Origin of the sequence: Neobacillus niacini (genome assembly GCF_046591715.1) — a bacterium.
Taxonomy (GTDB): Bacteria; Bacillota; Bacilli; order Bacillales; family Cytobacillaceae; genus Neobacillus; species Neobacillus niacini_L.
The window spans coordinates 18135-40258 of the sequence record NZ_JAWVNQ010000011.1; the positions used below are offsets into that span (position 1 = coordinate 18135).

A 22124-nucleotide genomic window follows, 5' to 3' on the forward strand; every position below is an offset into this window, starting at 1 on the left:
CATGGCGAACGCTTATAAAGAAGCAGGGGTAAACATCGAAGCAGGTTATGAGGCTGTTGAAAGAATGAAAAAGCATGTGCAAAAAACAGCCCGGGCAGGTGTGCTGGGAAGCCTTGGCGGATTCGGCGGAATGTTCGACCTGTCAGCACTTAACCTTAAGGAGCCTGTTCTTGTCTCGGGAACAGACGGAGTGGGCACCAAGTTGATGATTGCATTTTGGATGGATCAGCATGACACTATTGGTATTGACGCAGTTGCAATGTGTGTCAATGATATCGTTGTTCAAGGCGCAGAGCCTTTGTTCTTTTTAGACTATATTGCTACTGGGAAAGCAAAGCCTGAAAAGATTGAAGCGATTGTTAAGGGCATCGCTGCAGGCTGTGAGCAGGCAGGATGTGCCTTAATTGGCGGAGAGACGGCTGAAATGCCTGGATTATATAGTGAAAATGAGTATGATTTAGCTGGATTTACAGTCGGCGCTTGTGAAAAAAGCCAACTGATTACAGGGGAAAATATTCAGGCTGGTGATGTGTTAATAGGGTTAGCTTCAAGTGGAATCCACAGCAATGGTTATTCGCTCGTAAGAAGGGTTTTTAACAATTGGGCACTAACTGAATATGTGGATGAGCTGGGTACAACTCTTGGTGAAGAGTTGTTAAAACCAACAAAAATCTATGTAAAGCCTGTACTATCAGCATTGAAAAAATTCAATTTAAAGGGAATGGCTCATATTACCGGCGGCGGTTTTATTGAAAATATCCCTCGGATGCTTCCTAATGGACTTGGAGCAGCTATATATGAAAAGAGTTGGGAGATCCCGCCGATTTTTAATTTAATCACGACGGTTGGACAAATCGACCAACAGGAAATGTATAATATCTTTAATATGGGTATTGGCATGGTGATAGCAGTGGATAAGGAAATTGCTCCAGATGTGTTGGATCATTTCAAACAGTGCGGAGAAACTGCTTATGAAATCGGTGTTGTAACACAAGAAGAAGGGATTACTATCGGAGGCCGCCGATGAGAAAGATTGCTGTTTTTGCATCAGGAAACGGAAGCAATTTTCAAGCGATTATTGATGTAGTGAAATCGGGAGAACTAAAAGCGGACATTGCACTCCTTGTCTGTGACAAGCCGGAAGCCTACGCGGTAAGGCGTGCGGATGCCGCTCATATCCCAACCTTTGCATTTAGCCCAAAGGATTATAGCTCTAAAGAAGCGTATGAAAAGGCGATCTTAGAGAAATTAACCAGCTATGGTGTCGAGTTTATCGTTCTCGCCGGTTATATGAGGCTGATTGGTCCCACTTTGCTCGGAGAATATGCTGGACGTATTGTTAATATCCATCCTTCGCTTCTTCCAGCTTTTCCTGGTAAAGATGCCATTGGTCAGGCTTTAGCTGCAAAGGCTGAGTGGAGCGGTGTAACCATCCATTATGTTGATGAAGGAATGGACACAGGGCCAATCATTGTCCAGGAACGTATCCGATTAAGTAAAAAGGAAACCCGAGAAAGCCTTCAGCAGAAAATCCAAAGAATTGAGCATAAGCTTTATCCATCCATCCTGCAAATGCTGTTAACGAGAGGGGAAGTTAGAAGTGACAAAAAAGCGCGCACTTATTAGTGTTTCTGATAAAAATGGTATTACTGATTTTGCTAAAGAATTAGTCAGCTTAGGTTTTGAAATTATTTCAACAGGCGGAACAAAAAAAGCACTCCATGAAGAAGGAATTCCTGTCCTAGGAGTAAGCGAAGTAACCGGTTTTCCAGAAATATTAGAAGGACGTGTAAAAACGTTAAACCCGTTCATTCATGGCGGCTTACTCGCAAAGCATGATAATGAACAGCATCAAAAGCAGCTGGATGAGCATAGCATTGATCCGATCCAAATTGTTTGTGTGAATCTTTATCCATTCCAACAAACCATTGCAAAGCCAGATGTTACAACCGAGGATGCGATTGAAAATATTGATATCGGCGGTCCAACGATGCTGCGTGCTTCAGCAAAAAATCATCAATATGTAACAGTGGTGGTTGACCCGGCTGACTATAACAAGGTCATTGAGGAATTAAAAGCAGAGGGTAAAACGACGCTTGAAACACGCAGAAAACTAGGCGCAAAGGTTTTCCGCCACACTGCCGCGTATGATGCACTTATTGCTGAATACATGACAGAACTTGCCCAGGAAGAAACACCTGAAACATTGACGGTTACATATGAACTGAAGCAGTCGCTAAGATACGGGGAAAACCCGCATCAAAAAGCTGCTTTTTATAAAAAACCACTAGGTTCTACATTCTCCATTGCTAATGGTGAGCAGCTTCATGGAAAAGAGCTTTCTTATAATAATATTAATGATGCTGATGCTGCGCTGCAGATTGTGAAAGAATTCACCGAGCCTGCTGCGGTTGCTGTAAAGCATATGAATCCTTGTGGTATCGGTACAGGTGCCAATAGTTTCAGTGCCTTTGAAAAGGCGTTTGCTGCGGATCCTGTTTCAATTTTCGGCGGAATCATTGCCTTTAACAGCGAAGTGGATGCAGAAACAGCTGGCAAACTCTATGGAATTTTCTTAGAAATCATTATTGCTCCTTCCTTTACTGAAGAAGCATTATCAATCTTAAAAGCGAAAAAGAACCTGCGTTTATTAACGGTTCCATTTACAGGAGCTAAGAAACCTGAGATGAAGCTGACTACCATTGAAGGCGGACTGCTTGCACAGGAGCAGGACACATTTACGTTAGAAAATGCTGAGATTAAAGTAGCTACGAAAAGACAGCCGACTGAAGAGGAATGGGAAGCGCTAAAGCTTGGCTGGAAAGTAGTTAAACATGTGAAATCGAATGCCATCGTTGTAGCAAAAGAGGATATGACAATTGGAATAGGTGCAGGGCAAATGAACAGAGTTGGCGCTGCTGAAATTGCTTTAAAACAAGCAGGTGAAAAAGCTGCAGGAGCTGCACTCGCCTCTGATGCTTTCTTCCCAATGGATGATACAGTAGAAGCTGCAGCGAAAGCGGGAATTACGGCTATTATTCAACCAGGCGGTTCTATTCGCGATGAGGATTCAATCAAAAAAGCAGATGAATATGGAATTGCAATGGTGTTTACCGGAGTTAGACATTTTAAACACTAAAATGAGGTGAGATGTGTGAAGGTTCTAATTATTGGCCGAGGCGGAAGAGAACATGCGCTGTGCCGAAAGGTAAGTGAAAGCACGCTGGTTGAAAAGGTATATGCAGCTCCAGGTAATTACGGAATGGAAGACGTGGCAGAACGTGTTTTGATTGACGAAAGTAATCATAACCAGCTGATCCAATTCGCAAAAGAACAGGGTATTGGTTTAACGATTATCGGTCCAGAAGTTCCCTTGCTTGAAGGGTTAGCGGATAAATTTGAAGCAGAAGGTCTAGCGGTATTTGGCCCCCGCAGATTGGCAGCCGAAATAGAAGGAAGCAAATCGTTTGCGAAGGAGATCATGAGAAAGTATGAGATCCCTACTGCTGATTATGCGGTATTCACTAACTTTGAAGAAGCAAAGCAATATATTGAAGAAAAAGGTGCTCCTATTGTCATTAAAGCAGATGGCTTAGCAGCTGGAAAAGGCGTTACGGTTGCCTTAACGATGGAAGAAGCCTTACAGAGTATCGAAGAAATGCTGGTTGGTCAAAAATTTGGTGAAGCTTCAGCCCGAGTGGTAATTGAAGAGTTTCTAAGCGGTGAGGAATTTTCCTTAATGGCATTTGTGAATGGGGAAATGGTAATACCGCTGGAAATCGCTCAAGACCATAAACGTGCCTATGACGGTGATAACGGTCCAAATACGGGCGGAATGGGTGCTTATTCTCCAGTTCCTCATATTGCAAAGGGAACTGTTGAAACCGCCATTGAAACCATTCTTAAGCCAGCAGCGAAAGCTATGGTTCAAGAGGGAAGAAGCTTTTGTGGTATTCTTTATGCTGGTTTGATTGCCAGCGAAGCCGGTCCAAAGGTTATTGAGTTTAATGCCCGCTTTGGAGACCCGGAAACACAAGTAATTTTACCAAGGTTAAAATCTGACTTAGTTCAGACCATTTTAGATGTTTTAGACGGACGTACTCCTGAATTGGTTTGGGACGAACAATCAATGATCGGAGTGGTTGTCGCCTCCAAAGGATACCCAGAGCAATATGAAAAAGGTGCGGTCCTTACTGGACTAGCAGACATTTCAAAGGAAGTGTACACTTTTCATGCAGGAACCAATAAAAACCAGCTGGGTGAATTTGTTACGGACGGCGGCAGGGTTCTCTTAGTAGGAGCTAAAGCCGAAAGCTTAAAGGAAGCGCAAGTTACGGTTTACCAAGAGCTAGAAAAATTAAATTGTGACGGTGTCTTCTATCGAAAGGATATCGGTTCGAAGGCTATCGGGCGCGTCTTTTGTTAGAGCGTCTGATAAAAACATATAAAAGTGCCACAATACCGCCGATTAAGCTGATTAACACGAACGACATATCTAATAGATATTCCCAGAACATTAGAGATTACCTTCCTTTCAAGGGCTGACCATAATGGTTCAGCCCGATTTTTGTTTTGATGCGCAATCATTACCGATGTTGGGTAAAAATATCGGTATAAAATCACGAATAACGACTATTCGTTACCGCAATTCTCAAAAATACGAGGGGAAGGGCACGAATAACGACTATTCGTTACCGCAATCATCAAAGATACGAGGAGAGGGGCACGAATAGCGGCTATTCGTTACCACAATCCTCAAAAATACGTGTAGAAGGGCACGAATAGCGTTCCAGCCAAAATTCTTTGCAATTTTAAGAAGGATTGTACGGCAGAACTTCTTCAGCATCCATATCGTTCGAGCCGTCGCCAAGGGCAAGCGGTTTTGGCTGTTCCATTTCCTGATATCTTTCAAATAAGGCGGTTACCGGGCAAAAACGTACAATACCCTCAGCCACCTTCATTGCTCCACAAATAGCGATAAACAAATAAGAGTCTCTCCAAGGAAACTTCACCATTTTAGCTGTACTCCAAGAAAGAATGGTAAGCCCAAGCGTTATCCTAACTAATGCGTTCAAAATTCCAATATTTTTTGTAACGTTCATTTTTGTTCACTCCTTCACAATATTTTTACAGTCAATATCCAATTCTTTAATGCGTTAAACAGTAAAATATGTTAGTATAAGTATAAAACCATTTTGTAAGGGCTTTCTTTATTGATAAATCAATACTTTATAATAGATAGATAGCTTCTAAGAAAGGGAGGGGTTTCGTTTGCTGGAACAACGTTATCGATGGAAGAATAAACATTTACGCATGCATGTATCCGTTTTAGATGGAAAAACTTCACCAACCATTTTATTAAAAAATGCCTTATATTTAAATCAAACATTTCGCCAATGGATGCGGGCGAATATTTGGATATATGAAGATCGGATTGTATATGTTGGCGAGAATTTGCCGGCAAAAGTGGAAAACTGTGAAATCATTGACTGTACAAATGAGATTCTTGTTCCTGGGTATATCGAGCCGCATGCCCATCCTTTTCAATTATATAATCCCCATACTTTAGCGGCCTATGCATCTCAGTTCGGAACAACAACCATCATTAACGACAACATGTCTTTGATTATGAATTTGAAGAAAAAGGAAGCGTTTTCATTATTAAAGGACTTACGCTCCATACCAACGACCATGTACTGGTGGTGCCGGTTTGATCCACAAACTGAGATTTTAAATGAAGAAGATGTATTTTCACATAGTAATATCAAGTCTTGGTTAGAGCATGATGCAGTGCTTCAAGGCGGCGAACTGACTGGCTGGCCTAAATTATTAGACGGCGATGATATGATGCTGCATTGGATTCAAGAGACCAAAAGGCTGAATAAAAAAATTGAAGGTCATTTTCCGGGTGCATCGGAGAAAACATTAGCGAAATTGATGCTGTTAGGTGCAGATAGTGACCATGAAGCCATGACCGGCGAGGAAGTGTTTAATCGCCTGATGCAGGGGTATATGGTCTCATTGAGATACTCTTCCATTCGTCCTGACCTGCCAGATTTACTTGATGATATGAAACGATTAGGAATACAAGCCTATGACCGATTAATGTTTAACACAGATGGTTCCACATCCACTTTTTATGAACAGGGAATTAACGACCAGATGATTCGAATTGCAATTGAAAAAGGTGTACCGGTTGTTGATGCCTATAATATGGCTACGGTGAATATTGCCCGTTATTACAATATTGACCATCTGCATGGAAATATCGCAACTGGCCGGGTAGCCAATATTAACTTCTTATCGAGTATCGAAAACCCGACCCCGCATTCTGTCCTGGCTAAAGGGAAATGGGTAAAACGTGAAGGGCAAGTGGTGGATGCTTACCACTCTGTAAATTGGGATGAGTATGGACTTAAGCCAATGGAACTTGCTTGGAACTTAAGTGTTGACGATCTGCAATTTTCTATGCCTTTTGGAATCAAAATGGAGAATTCAGTTATTACAAAACCATATTCCATCGCGATTGATGCTTCCTGTGAAGAGTTATCAACCGACCATGATGAATGTTTCTTTACTCTGCTCGACCGAAATGGAAAGTGGAGGATTAATACGCTGCTAAAGGGATTTGCAACCAATCTTTCTGCACTCGCAAGCTCATTTTCCAATACAGGAGACATTATCCTAATCGGGAAAAATAAACGTGATATGCTGGCTGCCTTCGACAGGATGAAGGAATTAGGCGGCGGCATTGTCATGGTTGAACAAGAGCAGGTTGTATGTGAGGTGCCATTAAGACTTAATGGAATAATGTCCAATCTCCCGATAAAGGAATTAATAGATGAGGAAAAGAAATTACTTGTGGAATTAAAAGAACGCGGGTATTCCTTCTCAGACCCTGTTTACAGTTTGTTATTCTTTTCAGCTACTCATTTACCCTATATTCGGATTACCCAGCAGGGGATGTATGATGTTATGAATAAAACTGTACTCTTTCCGTCGATAATGCGTTAAAATATAAAAGGATTTAATTGGATAAAATCGACAGAAACCTTACTTTCTTTAAAAGGGATAGGAGTGTTTTAAAAAGATGAAAAAATGGGCTGTTGCAATAACAGCAGCTCTTTTACTGCTCTCTGGTTGCAGCAATAAAGAGAAGGCGAATGGACCAAAGGAGCCAGTAAAAGAAGTTGAAGAAGTAGTGCAGGAAGAGGTAGTAAAGGAATTACCTTATCACTATCCATTAACTGGTGTCGGTTCGGATACTAAGACTGATGGCAGAGCAGTGGCAGTTATGGTAAATAACCACCCTGATGCGAGACCTCAATCCGGTTTGAACGAAGCGGATGTAGTGTATGAAATTCTGGCTGAGGGTGATGTTACCCGCTTTCTAGCTGTTTTCCAAAGTGAAAAGCCAAAGAATGTTGGACCAGTTCGAAGTGCGAGGGACTATTACATCGATTTAGCAAAGGGCCTTAACGCTTTATTTATTGCGCACGGCTATAGTGAAGAGGCAAAAAAAATGCTCGAAAAAGAATATGTCGATAACCTGAATGGTATGGTTTATGATGGTACTTTGTTTAAAAGGGCAGACTTCAGGGTCGCACCCCATAATTCCTATATTACGTATGATAATATTATAAAGGGTGCGAAGGAAAAGAAATACTCAATGGAGCAGTCTCCGCCGGAATTTACCTTTTTGACAGAGGATGAGAGTAAAACGGTAACAGGGGATGAAGCAGTATCGGTTATGATTTCGTATTCACCTAGTGGTATATTTAATTCGGAATACGAATACGATCCAGGTGATGAAAGATACAAGCGCTACACGAACGGTGAACTAACCGTTGATTATGAGACAAAAGAACCGCTATTAGTGGATAATCTTTTCGTTATCGAGGCGTCGCATCAGGTAATTGATAGTATTGGCCGTAAAGAAATAGATTTAGAATCAGGCGGATCAGGTTACTTGTTCCAAAAGGGTAAGGTAATAAATGTGGAATGGAAAAATATAAACGGTCTCATTCTGCCAATAAGAAATGGTGAAGTAGTTCCGTTTGTTCATGGAAAGACTTGGGTCAATGTGGTTCCAACGAATCCAGGCCTGCAATCAAGTGTTTCATTTTAATGCAGAATAATACTTTATTTAATTAGAGGAGTAAACAATATGCAAATTAATAAACTACGCGGAAAAGAGCTGGATCAATTATTTCAAGCTGTACTTTCCTTGAAGGACCTTGAAGAATGCTATCGTTTTTTTGATGATTTATGTACGATTAATGAGATTCAATCGTTAGCGCAGCGGTTGGATGTAGCCAGAATGCTTCGTGAGGGAAATACCTATCATAAAATTGAGACAGAAACTGGTGCAAGCACAGCTACGATTTCAAGAGTGAAACGCTGTTTGAATTTTGGGAATGATACCTATGAAATGGTATTAGAGCGAATCAAAGCGGAAGAAACAACTGAAGGAAAATAAACAAAGCCGAAGAGACTCTCTTCGGTTTTTTACTTGCTCCAGCGCCTATTGGCCAGAGCTTTTTATTTTGGATAGATTTTCTATAATTGAAATTAGTGTTTTCTTTTTTAATACATTGTGCTAATGCTATAATGGTGTAATGTAGGAAGAATGGGAGGATCTTGGGATGTATGATTTTCGCGAGTGGCGCCATGTGTTTAAGCTCGACCCAAATAAAGAGATATCAGATGAAAAGTTAGAGAAAATATGCGAATCTGGAACAGATGCTGTGATTGTTGGCGGAACGGATGGGGTAACCCTGGAAAAGGTTCTTGACCTGATGGCACGAATTCGCCGCTATACTGTTCCTTGTGTCCTCGAAGTTTCAAGCATTGATATAGTTACCCCTGGCTTTGACCTTTATTTTATTCCAACTATTTTAAATAGCAATGATACAAAGTGGATAACCGGTCTTCACCATCAGGCAGTAAAAGAATTTGGTGAAATTATGGATTGGGAAGAGATTGTTATGGAAGGCTACTGCATATTGAATGAAGAATGCAAAGCAGCTAAACTGACATCAGCCGTAACAAATGCCTCAACCGAAGAAGTAAAGGCGTATGCCATGATGGCTGAAAAAATGTTTAATCTGCCTATTTTTTACCTTGAATACAGCGGTATATATGGGGATGTACAAGTAGTATCTGAGGTGAAGAAAGCCCTTGATAAAACGGTTCTCTTTTATGGCGGGGGAATTTCGAGTGTTGAACAAGCTGGAGAAATGGCGCAGCATGCAGATGTAATAGTAGTCGGAAACGCTATTTATGACCATTTTGAAGAAGCGATAGCAACAGTAAAAAGTGTAAGGTGAAAATTTGCTTAATTGAATAGAAAGAGTTAAAATAAGAACAAATGTTTGGTATGGTGGTGAAGGAATTGCAATACTTATCAGAAAAGCTTTTAAATGGGTTAAACCCAGAACAACAAAGTGCAGTAAAAGCAACGGACGGTCCGCTATTACTCATGGCAGGTGCAGGCAGTGGAAAAACAAGAGTACTAACTCACCGTATTGCCTATTTAATCGTGGAAAAACGTGTAAATCCTTATAATATTTTAGCGATTACCTTTACAAATAAAGCAGCCCGTGAAATGAGAGAGCGGATTGGGAAAATGATGGGCGGCGCAGCCGAAGAAATTTGGATATCTACTTTCCACTCTATGTGTGTAAGAATACTGCGCAGGGACATTGACCGGATGGGTTATAGCAGGAATTTTACCATTTTAGACACTGGTGACCAGCAATCAGTGGTAAAAGGAATTCTTAAGGATAAAAACCTCGATCCGAAAAAATACGACCCGCGGGCAATTTTAGGAGCAATCAGCTCTGCAAAAAATGAACTAATTGACCCGGAAGAGTATGCAAAAACCGCTGGGGGGTATTTTGAACAGACTGTCAGCGATGTTTATACAGAATATCAAAAACGGTTACGGAAGAATCAGGCCCTCGATTTCGATGACTTGATTATGATGACGATCCAGCTGTTTCAGCGTGTACCAGAAGTTCTTGAATATTATCAGCGGAAATTTCAATACATTCATGTGGATGAGTATCAGGATACCAACAGGGCGCAGTATATGCTGGTGAAATTTCTTGCCAATCGTTTTAAAAACCTTTGCGTTGTAGGTGATTCCGACCAGTCAATCTACCGCTGGAGAGGGGCAGATATTGCCAATATCCTCTCGTTTGAAAAGGACTATCCCGATGCTAAGGTCATTCTCTTAGAGCAAAACTATCGCTCGACAAAAAGAATTCTCTTAGCAGCAAATAAGGTCATCGAAAACAATGTTACCCGGAAGGCCAAGAATCTTTGGACGGAAAACCCTGAAGGTAACAAAATTGTTTACTACAGAGCCGATAGTGAGCAAGGTGAGGCACAGTTTGTTGCTGGAAAAATTAAAGAACTAACACGCGAAGGTAAGTACAAGCTTTCTGACGTGGCCATCCTTTACCGGACGAACGCTCAGTCCCGTGTAATGGAGGAAGTTCTGTTAAAATCAAATCTCGAATACAGCATAGTCGGCGGAACAAAGTTCTATGATAGAAAAGAAATCAAGGACATGCTTGCTTATTTGAGGCTTATTTCTAACCCTGATGATGACATCAGCTTACAGCGTATTATTAACGTACCGAAACGCGGAATCGGCTCAAGCTCCGTCGATAAGATGGCTGACTTTGCTGCTATGCATGATATATCTATTTTCCAAGCTCTTGATTCGGTGGAATTATTAGGTTTAAGTCCGAAAATCACTAAGGGAGCAAGGGAATTCAGGGATTTAATTAAAAACTATACACAAATGCAAGAGTTTCTATCTGTAACCGAACTTGTTGAGGATATTTTAGAAAAGTCTGGTTACCGTGAAATGCTAAAGGCTGAGAAGTCTATCGAAGCCCAAAGCAGACTTGAGAACTTGGACGAATTATTATCTGTTACGAAGAACTTTGAAGAAGTGAATGAAGATAAGAGCCTGGTCGCTTTCTTAACTGACCTAGCATTAGTGGCTGATATTGATTCGTTAGATGAAGATGGGGAGAAGGCAGATTCTATTACCCTTATGACCCTGCACTCTGCTAAGGGATTAGAATTTCCTGTCGTCTTTTTAATTGGATTGGAAGAAGGGGTATTCCCTCACAGCCGCTCCTTAATGGAAGAAGCAGAAATGGAAGAAGAACGCCGCTTGGCATACGTAGGTATTACCCGTGCAGAGCAGACTCTTTTCCTGACCAATGCTCAGATGAGAACGCTGTTTGGGCGCACTAATATGAATCCAGCCTCCCGGTTCATCAATGAAATTCCGGAAGACCTCTTAGAAGGAGTGGAAAAAGAAGAGAAACGAGCTCCTTTTGGAACAAGAGGGACTTCTTTTGGAAACCGTACTTCTGGAACAACTGGAACTTCATTTGGAGGGCGTAGTACTGGAACAACTGGAACCTCTTTTGGAACACCGGTAACTAGAAAACCAGTCATGAGACCATTAACTTCTGCTACTGGCGGGGATACGGTCGGCTGGAAGGTCGGCGATAAAGCTGAACATGGTAAATGGGGAATTGGAACAGTGGTAAGTGTTAAAGGAGAAGGCGAAGGAACAGAGCTGGATATTGCTTTCCCAAGCCCAACTGGAATCAAGCGGCTGCTGGCTAAATTTGCTCCCATTACAAAAAAGGTATAAAAGAAAAGTGTCAGCACAACCAGGAGCTTAAAAACGAGAAAAAAATTGCCCCTAGCATGGGGCTATTCTCGTATAATTTCACAATGAAAGGGCTGGATATATGGACCTTCAAACAGCGGAATTAAAGATCAATGAACTTAGAAGCCTATTAAATCAATATGGTTATGAATACTATGTGCTGGATAACCCTACTGTACCCGATGCGGAGTATGACCGTTTAATGCAGGAACTGCTCGAATTGGAAGACACCTTTCCGGAATTAAAAACACCAGATTCACCGTCTGTCCGTGTCGGCGGTAAAGTATTGGACTTTTTTGAGAAGGTAGAGCACACGACACCGATGCTAAGCTTAGGTAATGCTTTTAATGAACAGGATTTAAAAGACTTTGACCGCCGGATCCGCCAAGCGGTAGGAGACGATTTTAGTTATGTTTGTGAATTAAAAATTGATGGTCTTGCTGTTTCTTTGCGTTATGAAGATGGGTTATTTATTCAAGGAGCAACAAGAGGAGACGGCACCATTGGCGAGGATATTACGGCAAACCTAAAGACAATCAAATCAATCCCCCTCCGCTTACGCGAACCACAAACATTAGAAGTCCGCGGTGAAGCATATATGCCGAAGAGCTCATTTGAAGCGCTAAATAAGGCAAAAGCCGAACGTGGTGAAGAGTTAGCAGCAAACCCGCGTAATGCAGCAGCAGGTTCATTAAGGCAGCTCGACCCGAAAATAGCTGCCAAGCGCAACCTTGATGTTTTTTTATATGGAATTGGCGGCGGTGGTGAAAGCTTCGCGGCATCTCATAGTGAAGGACTTGACTACTTAGACCATCTTGGTTTCAAAACAAACAAAGAGCGAAGAAAGTGTTCTGCGATTGATGAGGTCATTGAATATGTAACTGGCTGGGTTGATAAACGACCGAATTTACCATATGAAATCGATGGAATTGTTATTAAGGTAGATTCCTATGAACACCAGAATAAGCTCGGAACAACAGCGAAAAGCCCGCGCTGGGCAATTGCCTATAAATTCCCTGCTGAAGAAGTTGTTACAACTCTTTTAGATATTGAATTAAGCGTAGGGAGGACAGGCGTTGTCACTCCAACTGCCATTTTAAAGCCGGTTAAGGTCGCTGGCACAACGGTTCAGCGTGCATCTTTGCATAATGAAGACTTGATTCGAGAGAAAGATATAAAGATTGGCGACCAGGTAGTTGTTAAAAAAGCTGGAGATATTATTCCTGAAGTAGTAAATGTCCTAGCAGATTTACGGACCGGTGATGAACGTGATTTCCAAATGCCAACACATTGTCCAGAATGCGAAAGCGAGCTGGTCCGTTTGGAAGGGGAAGTTGCGTTACGCTGTATTAATCCGAAGTGTCCGGCGCAAATTCGCGAAGGGCTTATCCATTTTGTATCCCGGGATGCTATGAACATTGACGGACTGGGTGAAAAGGTAATCAGCCAGCTTTTTGCTGAAAAATTAATCTCGGATGTCGCGGATATTTATAAATTAACCTATGATCAGCTGATAGCCTTAGAAAGAATGGGTGAAAAGTCAGTTACAAATCTGTTGAAAGCAATTGAAGCATCTAAAGCTAATTCATTAGAAAAGCTTTTATTCGGACTTGGTATTCGACATGTTGGTGCAAAAGCAGCGAAAACACTTGCCCAGAGCTTTGATAGTATGGACAAACTAGCAGCTGCAACAAAGGAAGACCTACTTGGGATTAATGAAATTGGAGATAAAATGGCAGATTCAATTGCTGCCTTTTTCGAACAAGAAGAAGCACGAGCTCTGCTGAAGGAATTAACAGAAGCCGGAGTAAATATGGAATACAAAGGAGCGAAACCAATTTCAGCTGAAGAATCAGATAGTATTTTTGCTGGAAAAACGGTCGTTCTAACTGGTAAACTAGAACAGCTCTCTAGAAATGAAGCGAAGGAAAAGATCGAGGCTCTTGGAGGGAATGTTTCAGGAAGTGTCTCAAAGAAAACGCACCTCGTTATTGCTGGGGAGGATGCGGGTTCAAAGCTTACTAAGGCCGAGGAGCTGGGAATTGAAGTTTGGGACGAGGAGAAGCTCTTGGCAGAATTAAATAAATAAGAGGTGTTCGATGTGAGAAAACTCTCATTGCTCGCTCTTTCCCTTGTCATTCTGCTCAGTGGATGTGCACCAAACTTTCAAAAGCAGGAGAATGTTGTGAAAACAAAGGAAGAGGCGGAAGAGAAGGCAATTATTCCGAAATATAATATTTCAGATAACTATTATCGGACGATATTACCGTTCGAACCTGGGGAAGCGCGTGGACTAATAGTTGGAAATATTAATACTAGATATGACATTAATGAATTTGAAACTGGCTTGATGAGAATTGCTCAGCACCAATTTGACCCGAAGAACTATCTATTCCGTGAAGGACAGGAATTAAAAAGAAATAATGTCAGGCTGTGGTTGAATCGCAAATTTACAGAGGCTCAGCTAAAGGAAGAGGGTTTAGAAGCAGATGAAAATATCGGCTTAAACCCGCTAATGGCTGACGGAGCAGATTTTAAAGAAGGAAATAATCAAAGTCCCATTTATTTGGCTCATATTTTGGAACATGATTACCTCATCAAAGGTGAAAACGATACAGTTAAATTGGGCGGGGTTGTGATCGGACTTGCACTAAATTCTGTTCATTATTACCGAACAGCCATTGGTGAGCCTTACTTTGAGAGGGAGATTGAATTTGCCGAAATGGAACGAGAAGGGAAAAAGATAGCTGAAGAAGTCCTAAAACGTCTCAGGGCAATGAAGAATTTGAAGGATGTTCCGATTACCATTGCGCTATTCGAGCAGCAAAGCAGATCTTCTGTTGTACCTGGAACATTCTTCACCTATGCCAATGTTGATAAAGGAAGCTCAACTATTAATGCGTGGGAGCCTGTTTCTGAAAAGTATTTCTTATTTCCATCAACCGAAGCTCAAGAAGCTCATCGTGATGATGTAACAGCGTTTTTAAACTTTAAGCAGGATGTTGAGGAGTATTTTCCAAACTTCAACGGAGTTATTGGCCGTGCCTTTTATATCGGTGATCAATTTACTGATTTAGATATTACAATTCCTATCCAGTTCTATGGAAAGTCAGAGGCCATTGGGTTTACTCAATATGTAACAGGTCTTGTCCTCGAGCATTTTCCAAATTATATATCTGTCTCGGTAAGTGTGACATCTGTTGACGGACCTGAGGCTCTGATTGTCCGAAAGGCAAATGAGGCTGAACCGTTTGTGCATATTTATTAACCTGGCTTAAGTGCCAGGTCTTTTTTTTTGCATAAATATGCCTTTACAGCTATCCGTTGATACAGGTAAAAGAAACATGTTAGAATGTACAAGGATGTGAAGTTTTTATTACATAGGAGGTTTTAGACATGGTACAACCTTATAAGCATGAACCATTCACAGACTTTACAAATGAAGAGAATCGTCAGGACTATTTAAACGGTTTAAAGACTGTTGAGAGCTACCTGGGCAAAGATTACCCGCTTGTTATCGGCGGCGAAAAAATAACAACTGAAGATAAAATCGTTTCATATAATCCATCTAATCATAAAGAAGTAATTGGCAGCGTATCCAAGGCTAGCAGAGACCTTGCAGAACAAGCTATTCAGGCAGCGGTTGAAGCATTCAAAACTTGGAAAAAGGTAAAAGCTGAAGTGCGTGCGGATGTTTTATTTAAGGCTGCGACGATTATTCGCCGCCGTAAGCATGAATTTTCTGCGCTTTTAACCAAGGAGGCAGGTAAACCATGGAAAGAGGCGGATGCAGATACTGCGGAAGCGATTGACTTTCTTGAATATTATGGACGCCAAATGCTGGCACTTAAAGATGGCGTTCCAGTAAACAGCCGTCCAAACGAGTTTAACCGTTATAACTACATTCCACTAGGTGTGGGAATTATCATTTCACCTTGGAACTTCCCATTAGCGATTATGGCTGGTACAACTGTAGCAGCAATCGTTTCAGGAAATACTGTGCTGCTTAAACCAGCTTCTACAACTCCAGTAGTAGCTGCGAAATTCGTTGAAGTAATGGAAGAAGCAGGTCTTCCTAAAGGGGTCTTAAACTTTGTACCAGGAAGCGGTGCTGAAGTGGGTGACTACTTAGTAGACCATAAAGATACTCGTTTCATCAGCTTCACAGGTTCGCGTGATGTTGGTCTTCGAATTTTCGAACGTTCTTCTAAAGTGAATCCAGGTCAAGTTTGGATGAAGCGTCTAATTGCTGAAATGGGCGGTAAAGATACAATTGTCGTTGACTCTGAAGCAGACTTGGAGCTTGCAGCACAGTCAATCGTTGCTGGCGCATTTGGATTCTCAGGTCAAAAATGTTCAGCATGCTCACGTGCGGTAATTGTTGAGGATGTTTATGATACAGTATTAAACCGTGTGGTTGAATTAACGAAGGAATTAACAGTAGGTGACCCAACTGAGCAAGGAACATTTATGGGCCCAGTTAATGACAACAATGCTTTCAAGAAAATCATGGAATATGTAGAAATCGGCAAGCAAGAAGGTAAGCTAATGACTGGCGGTGAAGGAGACAATTCAAAAGGCTACTTCATTCAACCGACTGTTTTTGCAGACCTTGCTCCTGATGCGCGTATTATGCAGGAAGAAATCTTCGGACCAGTGGTTGGTTTCACAAAAGCGAAGAACTTCACTGAGGCGATTGAAATTGCTAATAATACTGAGTACGGTTTAACAGGTGCCGTGATCACGACAAATCGTGAGCACCTTGAACAAGCTCGTGAAGATTTCCATGTGGGTAACTTGTACTTCAACCGCTCATGTACGGGCGCCATTGTTGGTTACCAGCCATTTGGCGGCTTCAACATGTCTGGAACGGACTCCAAAGCAGGCGGACCTGACTATTTATTGCTTCACATGCAAGCTAAGACTACATCTGAGATGTATTAATATTTTTTTGCTGCCCCTTCTCGGTTGGAGAAGGGGTTTGTTTTTGAAAAAAAATATCTAAACGTCCAAACCCTATTAAAAAAAGTACAAAAGGTAGTGAAATGATCCAAAACCGACTAGACATAGTCCAAAACTTCTTCAATAAAGTCCATAACCCCCTGAAAATAGTCCAAAACAATAATCCCTCTACCCTCGGTCAGGACCGCTTTATGACAAAAATGTGAAATCATTCACAAACAACACTTCGTTTGTGACAAACTTCACAATATTTCACATCATAGGGGTTTACTATGTATTTATAGAGAAAAACATAATTAACATAAATTCATAGATAATCCACTATAAAGGAGCGTATCCACATGAAAAAACTAGTAATGATTGGGAACGGCATGGCGGGAGTTAGGACCATTGAGGAAATTCTTAAACTTGCACCAGACCAATTTGAAATTACTATTTTTGGACAAGAGCCACATCCAAACTACAATCGTATTAAATTATCGAATATCCTTCAAGGTGAAACAAGCTTTGAAGATATTATCATCAACCCGCTAGATTGGTATATAGAAAATAATATTCAATTATATACAGGGGATGCCATAACCAAGATTGATACTCAAAAGAAGCTTGTACATTCTGACCAGGGTCGTGTAGTAGAGTATGATGAACTAATTATTGCAACAGGCTCTAATTCTTTTATTCTGCCCATTCCAGGCAGTGACAAAATTGGTGTAACTGGATTTCGTGATATAAAAGATTGTGAAATGATGATCAATTCAGCGAATCACTATAAAAAGGCCGTAGTTATCGGCGGCGGACTTCTTGGTCTTGAAGCAGCAAGAGGATTACTAAACCTGGGGATGAAGGTAGAAGTTGTCCACCTTATGCCGAGCCTAATGGAACGTCAGCTCGACCCCATTGCTTCTTCTTTACTAAAAGCAGAGCTCGAATCTCAAGGCATGAGATTTTTGATGGAGAAGGAAACAGTTGAAATTATCGGCGATGAGAGGGTGGCTGGACTCCGTTTTAAAGATGGATCCTTTGCGAGAGCCGATCTTGTTGTAATGGCTATTGGAATAAAGTCGAATACGAGTGTCGCTAAAGAAAGCGGAATTTATGTAAATCGCGGGATTGTTGTGAATGACTTTATGGAAACCAGTGCGCCGAATGTCTATGCTGTCGGAGAATGTGCCGAGCATAGAGAAATTGTGTATGGCTTGGTTGCGCCATTGTACGAACAAGGTAAAGTTCTGGCGGAAAGAATTTGTGGAAAAGAAGCTGCACCATATGAAGGCTCAGTTACTGGAACTCAACTAAAGGTTGCAGGAGTGGACCTTTACTCAGCAGGTGAAATCTTTGAAGATGGTACTACTAAATCGATTATGGTCTACAACGAGTATGAAGGTATCTATAAAAGGGCACTAGTGCGCAATAACAGGATTGTTGGAATTGTACTCTATGGTGACACAAAAGATAGTACGAGACTTTTCCGAATGCTGACCAAAAAAGAGGATATTACTGGGGTATCCATATTTGAATCTCAATGTAGTGCTGAGGGAGGAAGCGGAGACATTGCTTCGATGCCAAATGATGAATTGGTTTGCGGATGCAACGGAGTTACGAAGGGTGCAATTGTTGAAGCGATTAAGACACAAGGTCTGACCACTCTTGACCAAGTAAGTCATTGTACCAATGCAGGGCGATCTTGCGGACGCTGTAAACCAATGGTGAATGATATTCTTGCTTATACCCTTGGTGATCAATTTGATGCAGGTGCTGCACAGAAAACAAGCATTTGCGGCTGTACAACCATTAGCCGCGAAGAATTAGTTGCTGAAATTAAAGCAAAGGGCTTAACAAGTGTTAAAGAGGTCATGAACGTTCTAGAATGGAATAATGATGAAGGCTGTACGAAATGCCGCCCGGCTATTAACTATTACCTTGGCATGATTCACATGGATGACTACAAGGATGACCGTGATTCACGTCTAGTGAACGAAAAAATGCATGCGAATATTCAAAAGGATGGAACATATTCAGTGGTACCAAGAATGTATGGCGGCGTGACAACAGCAGCTGACTTGAAAAAGATTGCTGAAGTGGCCGAAAAGTATGATGTTCCATTAGTGAAATTAACCGGCGGACAGCGGATTGGCTTGTTCGGAGTGAAAAAGGAAGACCTGCCAAGCATGTGGGAAGAGCTTGATATGCCATCAGGTTATGCATATGGGAAAACTCTTCGTACGGTCAAAACTTGCGTTGGAGCGCAATTCTGCCGCTATGGAACGCAGGATTCCATGGCACTGGGAATTGAGCTTGAGAAAAAATTTGAACGACTGGATACACCGCATAAAGTGAAAATGGGTGTGTCAGCCTGCCCAAGAAACTGCTCAGAGGCTGGAATTAAAGATATTGGCTTTGTTGGAATTGATGGAGGCTGGGAAATTTATGTGGCTGGTAACGGTGGTGTCGACCTTCGTGCGGGTGACTTATTGGCTACGGTAAAAACAGAAGCGGAAGTCATGGAAATGACTGGAGCCTACCTGCAATACTACCGTGAAACAGCTAATTATTTGGAGCGTACCTCCAAGTGGATAGAACGAGTTGGCCTAGAGCATGTAAAAGAGGTCCTTGCAAACAAAGAAACAAGAAAAGAATTAAATGAGCGTATGGATAAAACGTTGAAGAAGTACATTGAACCTTGGCATGAAGCGATTGAAAGTGAAAACATAAAAGATAAATATTATGCAGTACACACTGTTAAGGCAGGAGAGTGATTATAAATGATAGTAACAAAAACTCGGAAAGTAGTTGCGAATTATTCTGATCTCCCAGTAAGAACTGGATATTCTGTGAAAGTAGATGATCATGAACTAGCCTTATTTAAGGTTACAAACGGTAAGGTTTTTGCAGTAGAAAACCGTAGTCCGCATCCAAAAGGCGGTGTTTTAACCGAAGGTCTAGTAAGCGGTGAGTTTGTTTTCTGCCCGGTCTATGATTGGAAAATCTCGTTAGCAGACGGAAAAGTTCAGGCACCGGATGAAGGACAGGTAAAGACTTATCGGGTGGAAGTAGAAGGAGATAACGTTTATATTATTATATAAAGAGTTTGGAAGGATGGCTGCAGGATGAAAACTGGAAAAGTATTTTTAGTAGGAGCAGGGCCAGGGGATGTTCGTTTAATCACTATTAAGGGAATGGAGGCAATTCAGCAGGCTGAAGTCATTTTATATGACCGGCTTGCGAATCCTAAGCTATTGGAGTTTGCCTCTAATGATTGCGAGCTGATCTATTGTGGAAAATTACCTGACCGCCATATTTTACGCCAAGAGAATATCAACGACCTTTTAGTGGAAAAGGCACTGGAAGGTAAAGTCGTAGTCCGATTAAAGGGCGGCGATCCTGGTGTTTTTGGACGAGTTGGCGAAGAAGCGGCAGCCCTTGCTCAGCATCAAATTCCTTTTGAAATTGTTCCTGGCATTTCATCGGGGATTGCAGCCCCCCTCTATGCGGGAATTCCTGTTACTCACCGTGAGCATGCAGAATCATTTGCAGTCGTAACGGCACATGATAAATCAGTAGATGGCAAGCCGATGCTTGATTGGGAAGGCCTTGTCCGCGGCGTTGATACGATTGCTTTTTACATGGGTGTTGCTAATCTTCCATATATTTGTGAGAATCTGATTGCCTATGGCAAACCAGCGGCCACGCCAGTAATTTTAATTCAGTGGGGAACATTCGGCCGGCAGAAGACCTTACTAGGTACGCTGACAGATATTTCAGCAAAGGTACTAGAATCTGGGTTTAGCAACCCGTCGATTATTCTTGTCGGAGAGGTTATTTCCCTTCGTGAAAAAATCAGCTGGTTTGAAAAAATGCCCTTGTACGGCCGTCAAATATTACTTGCGCGTACCGGTGAAAGTGTTAGTGGGATAGCAAAGGAAATGATGGAAAAAGGTGCAGACGTCATAGAGTTTCCAAAATGGAAAAAGATCAATCTGCCCGTTGAATTAGATAGTGTTAGTGACTACGATAAAATTTTGTTCACATCACCTGAAAGCGTTGATGAATTTTTTAAAGCAGTTATTGAAAAGGGAATCGATATTCGTAAAATTCAAGCTGAGTTTTTTGGGGAGTCCAGTAAATCTATTAATGCCTTAAGAGAGCGCGGTTTTATCGCTGGACTAACCAAAGATATGCCGCAGGAAGGGCGCTTGCTGGTTGTCGGAGATAAAGGAGAATATGAATATGCTGACTTTCTAGTGACAAGTAAAAAAGTTCTAGATGAGCAGTTTCTCCCCATTTTTCAACGTATGCTTGAGGAAGCGGACATAAATACAATGGTCTTTCCGAGCGCGGCATCTGTTGAGGTATTCATTACAGGGCTTGAGGAATGCGGTATAGAAGTGTCTGCTCTTTTAAAAGATGTACAAGTAGTTTGCATGGGTCAGCGGTCAAAAGAGGCAGTTGAAGCTGCGGGCTTAGTGATAAATGGAATGCCTGATTCTCCCACAAAAGAAGCTTTAGTAGAATACTTAATTCAGTTCGGAAAAGCCTGAAGAAGGGAGGGAGTAAGTTTGAATTCGAACTACCCGATTATAGTAAGACTCGATGGGAAAAAGGCAGTAGTCATAGGCGGGGGCAGGGTTGCAGAGCGAAAAGTAACCAGACTGCTTGGAACAGGGGCGCTTATCACGGTGATTAGTCCCATTGCTACAGATGAACTTAAACGGCTTGCAAGCATCGGCTTAATAAGGTGGCGAGTAAAGTCATTTTCAAAAGAGGACTTGGAGGGTGCATTTTTAATTTTTGCTGCAACGAATGACAATGTCGTAAATCAGACGATTAAAGAGGCAGCAAGTGAACAGCAGCTTGTTAACATGGCCGATGATCCGGATGGATCGGATTTTCATGTTCCATCTCACTTTCAGCGAGGACGATTAAGCATTAGTGTCTCAACGGGCGGAGCTAGCCCAACATTGGCTGGGAAAATTAAAGAGCAGCTAGAGAGCCAGTTTGATGAACAGTTTGAAGATTATGTTGAATTCCTATTTTCGGCCAGGCAGCGAATCCTGCAAGAAGTGAAAGAGCCCTCTAGAAAAAGAGAAATATTATCAGCCATTGTCAGTGAGGAATTCTTGAAAAGTCCTGATCGGGAAGCTGACTTTTTACGGCTATTGCATAACAAAAGAAATGACGTGTGAATCTACACGTCATTTCTTTTTACAAATTTATAGGATCGTTATCGTACTCCTCTAATTGTTCTTGTAAATTCATAATATAATTCATCATCGCAATTCTTACTATTGAAGGATAATATCGATTATTGAGTTCATGTTCGCACTCCTCTAAATCCATCCTTTTAACCGCAATAATTTTATTTAACTCATCCACACTCATTGCAAATTCCCCCTTCTATCAAAATATTCATGTTCCCCACTCTCCTAATCTATTTTTATAGTAGTAAGCATAGACAACT

General features: G+C 41.6%; 19 protein-coding genes. 16 read left to right on the top strand and 3 right to left on the bottom strand.

What is annotated here, in order from left to right; translation table 11 throughout:
* Window position 1: 1 nt before the first annotated feature.
* From purM to purD, 4 genes are read left to right on the top strand one after another with little or no spacing between them, the layout of a single operon-like run.
* On the top strand, window positions 2-1027 hold the full coding sequence (gene purM, locus SFC47_RS20465; protein ID WP_411256324.1) for a phosphoribosylformylglycinamidine cyclo-ligase: 1026 nt from the start codon (window positions 2-4) through the stop codon (window positions 1025-1027).
* The gene (gene purN / locus SFC47_RS20470) at window positions 1024-1626 is read left to right on the top strand and encodes a phosphoribosylglycinamide formyltransferase (protein ID WP_411256326.1); all 603 of its coding nucleotides are present in this window, start codon (window positions 1024-1026) and stop codon (window positions 1624-1626) included. Before purM ends, purN begins: the two co-directional genes overlap by 4 nt.
* A complete protein-coding gene (gene purH, locus SFC47_RS20475) occupies window positions 1601-3139 on the top strand; it encodes a bifunctional phosphoribosylaminoimidazolecarboxamide formyltransferase/IMP cyclohydrolase (RefSeq protein ID WP_411256328.1) in 1539 nt (512 codons plus the stop codon). Before purN ends, purH begins: the two co-directional genes overlap by 26 nt.
* 15 nt (window positions 3140-3154) lie before the next feature.
* Window positions 3155-4426: a phosphoribosylamine--glycine ligase gene (purD, locus tag SFC47_RS20480; protein WP_411256329.1), complete on the top strand. Its 1272-nt coding sequence runs from the start codon at window positions 3155-3157 to the stop codon at window positions 4424-4426.
* Here purD and SFC47_RS20485 read toward each other — a convergent pair.
* Together SFC47_RS20485 and SFC47_RS20490 are read right to left on the bottom strand one after the other, a co-directional pair.
* A complete protein-coding gene (locus tag SFC47_RS20485) occupies window positions 4404-4517 on the bottom strand; it encodes an EYxxD motif small membrane protein (RefSeq protein WP_411256331.1) in 114 nt (37 codons plus the stop codon). The two genes, purD and SFC47_RS20485, sit on opposite strands and share 23 nt — an antisense overlap.
* Window positions 4518-4811: 294 nt before the next feature.
* Window positions 4812-5102 (bottom strand): YgaP family membrane protein, encoded by a 291-nt coding sequence (locus SFC47_RS20490; RefSeq protein ID WP_411256333.1) that lies wholly within the window; start codon window positions 5100-5102, stop codon window positions 4812-4814.
* Window positions 5103-5271: 169 nt separating this feature from the next.
* Here SFC47_RS20490 and SFC47_RS20495 point away from each other — a divergent pair, with 169 nt between their 5' ends.
* The 12 genes from SFC47_RS20495 to SFC47_RS20550 all read left to right on the top strand — a co-directional run bounded on the left by SFC47_RS20495 (window position 5272) and on the right by SFC47_RS20550 (window position 21849).
* A complete protein-coding gene (locus SFC47_RS20495; RefSeq protein ID WP_411256335.1) occupies window positions 5272-7014 on the top strand; it encodes an adenine deaminase C-terminal domain-containing protein in 1743 nt (580 codons plus the stop codon).
* A 76-nt stretch (window positions 7015-7090) separates the two neighbouring features.
* A complete protein-coding gene (locus tag SFC47_RS20500; protein WP_411256337.1) occupies window positions 7091-8128 on the top strand; it encodes a DUF3048 domain-containing protein in 1038 nt (345 codons plus the stop codon).
* A gap of 39 nt (window positions 8129-8167) precedes the next feature.
* The gene (locus SFC47_RS20505) at window positions 8168-8479 is read left to right on the top strand and encodes a YerC/YecD family TrpR-related protein (protein WP_411256339.1); all 312 of its coding nucleotides are present in this window, start codon (window positions 8168-8170) and stop codon (window positions 8477-8479) included.
* 166 nt (window positions 8480-8645) lie between these two features.
* Window positions 8646-9329, top strand: coding sequence for a heptaprenylglyceryl phosphate synthase (pcrB, locus tag SFC47_RS20510; RefSeq protein WP_411256341.1), 684 nt, complete (start codon window positions 8646-8648; stop codon window positions 9327-9329).
* A 65-nt stretch (window positions 9330-9394) separates the two neighbouring features.
* A complete protein-coding gene (pcrA, locus tag SFC47_RS20515) occupies window positions 9395-11686 on the top strand; it encodes a DNA helicase PcrA (RefSeq protein ID WP_411256445.1) in 2292 nt (763 codons plus the stop codon).
* 100 nt (window positions 11687-11786) lie between these two features.
* Window positions 11787-13793 (top strand): NAD-dependent DNA ligase LigA, encoded by a 2007-nt coding sequence (gene ligA / locus SFC47_RS20520; protein WP_411256343.1) that lies wholly within the window; start codon window positions 11787-11789, stop codon window positions 13791-13793.
* A gap of 12 nt (window positions 13794-13805) precedes the next feature.
* Window positions 13806-14972 (top strand): CamS family sex pheromone protein, encoded by a 1167-nt coding sequence (locus SFC47_RS20525; RefSeq protein ID WP_411256345.1) that lies wholly within the window; start codon window positions 13806-13808, stop codon window positions 14970-14972.
* 128 nt (window positions 14973-15100) lie between these two features.
* Complete coding sequence (gene pruA / locus SFC47_RS20530) at window positions 15101-16648, top strand: L-glutamate gamma-semialdehyde dehydrogenase (protein ID WP_411256347.1); 1548 nt, start codon at window positions 15101-15103, stop codon at window positions 16646-16648.
* Between the two features lie 359 nt (window positions 16649-17007).
* Window positions 17008-19422 (top strand): nitrite reductase large subunit NirB, encoded by a 2415-nt coding sequence (gene nirB, locus SFC47_RS20535; protein WP_411256349.1) that lies wholly within the window; start codon window positions 17008-17010, stop codon window positions 19420-19422.
* A 9-nt stretch (window positions 19423-19431) separates the two neighbouring features.
* Window positions 19432-19749, top strand: a complete 318-nt coding sequence (nirD, locus tag SFC47_RS20540) for a nitrite reductase small subunit NirD (protein WP_411256447.1) — start codon at window positions 19432-19434, stop codon at window positions 19747-19749.
* A 24-nt stretch (window positions 19750-19773) separates the two neighbouring features.
* Window positions 19774-21204 (top strand): uroporphyrinogen-III C-methyltransferase, encoded by a 1431-nt coding sequence (gene cobA / locus SFC47_RS20545; RefSeq protein ID WP_411256350.1) that lies wholly within the window; start codon window positions 19774-19776, stop codon window positions 21202-21204.
* An 18-nt stretch (window positions 21205-21222) separates the two neighbouring features.
* Entirely contained in the window at window positions 21223-21849 is a 627-nt protein-coding gene (locus SFC47_RS20550; protein ID WP_411256351.1) for an NAD(P)-binding protein, read from the top strand.
* 19 nt (window positions 21850-21868) lie between these two features.
* Here SFC47_RS20550 and SFC47_RS20555 read toward each other — a convergent pair whose 3' ends face one another.
* A complete protein-coding gene (locus SFC47_RS20555; protein WP_411256353.1) occupies window positions 21869-22045 on the bottom strand; it encodes a hypothetical protein in 177 nt (58 codons plus the stop codon).
* Window positions 22046-22124: the final 79 nt, after the last annotated feature.

Coding starts and splice junctions, on each gene's coding strand:
- pruA (WP_411256347.1), top strand. CDS start 15,101: ATGGTACAACCTTATAAGCATGAACCATTCACAGACTTTACAAATGAA.
- cobA (WP_411256350.1), top strand. CDS start 19,774: ATGAAAACTGGAAAAGTATTTTTAGTAGGAGCAGGGCCAGGGGATGTT.
- SFC47_RS20490 (WP_411256333.1), bottom strand. CDS start 5,102: ATGAACGTTACAAAAAATATTGGAATTTTGAACGCATTAGTTAGGATA.
- SFC47_RS20485 (WP_411256331.1), bottom strand. CDS start 4,517: ATGTTCTGGGAATATCTATTAGATATGTCGTTCGTGTTAATCAGCTTA.
- purM (WP_411256324.1), top strand. CDS start 2: ATGGCGAACGCTTATAAAGAAGCAGGGGTAAACATCGAAGCAGGTTAT.
- pcrB (WP_411256341.1), top strand. CDS start 8,646: ATGTATGATTTTCGCGAGTGGCGCCATGTGTTTAAGCTCGACCCAAAT.
- ligA (WP_411256343.1), top strand. CDS start 11,787: ATGGACCTTCAAACAGCGGAATTAAAGATCAATGAACTTAGAAGCCTA.
- SFC47_RS20500 (WP_411256337.1), top strand. CDS start 7,091: ATGAAAAAATGGGCTGTTGCAATAACAGCAGCTCTTTTACTGCTCTCT.
- SFC47_RS20555 (WP_411256353.1), bottom strand. CDS start 22,045: ATGAGTGTGGATGAGTTAAATAAAATTATTGCGGTTAAAAGGATGGAT.
- nirB (WP_411256349.1), top strand. CDS start 17,008: ATGAAAAAACTAGTAATGATTGGGAACGGCATGGCGGGAGTTAGGACC.
- purN (WP_411256326.1), top strand. CDS start 1,024: ATGAGAAAGATTGCTGTTTTTGCATCAGGAAACGGAAGCAATTTTCAA.
- SFC47_RS20505 (WP_411256339.1), top strand. CDS start 8,168: ATGCAAATTAATAAACTACGCGGAAAAGAGCTGGATCAATTATTTCAA.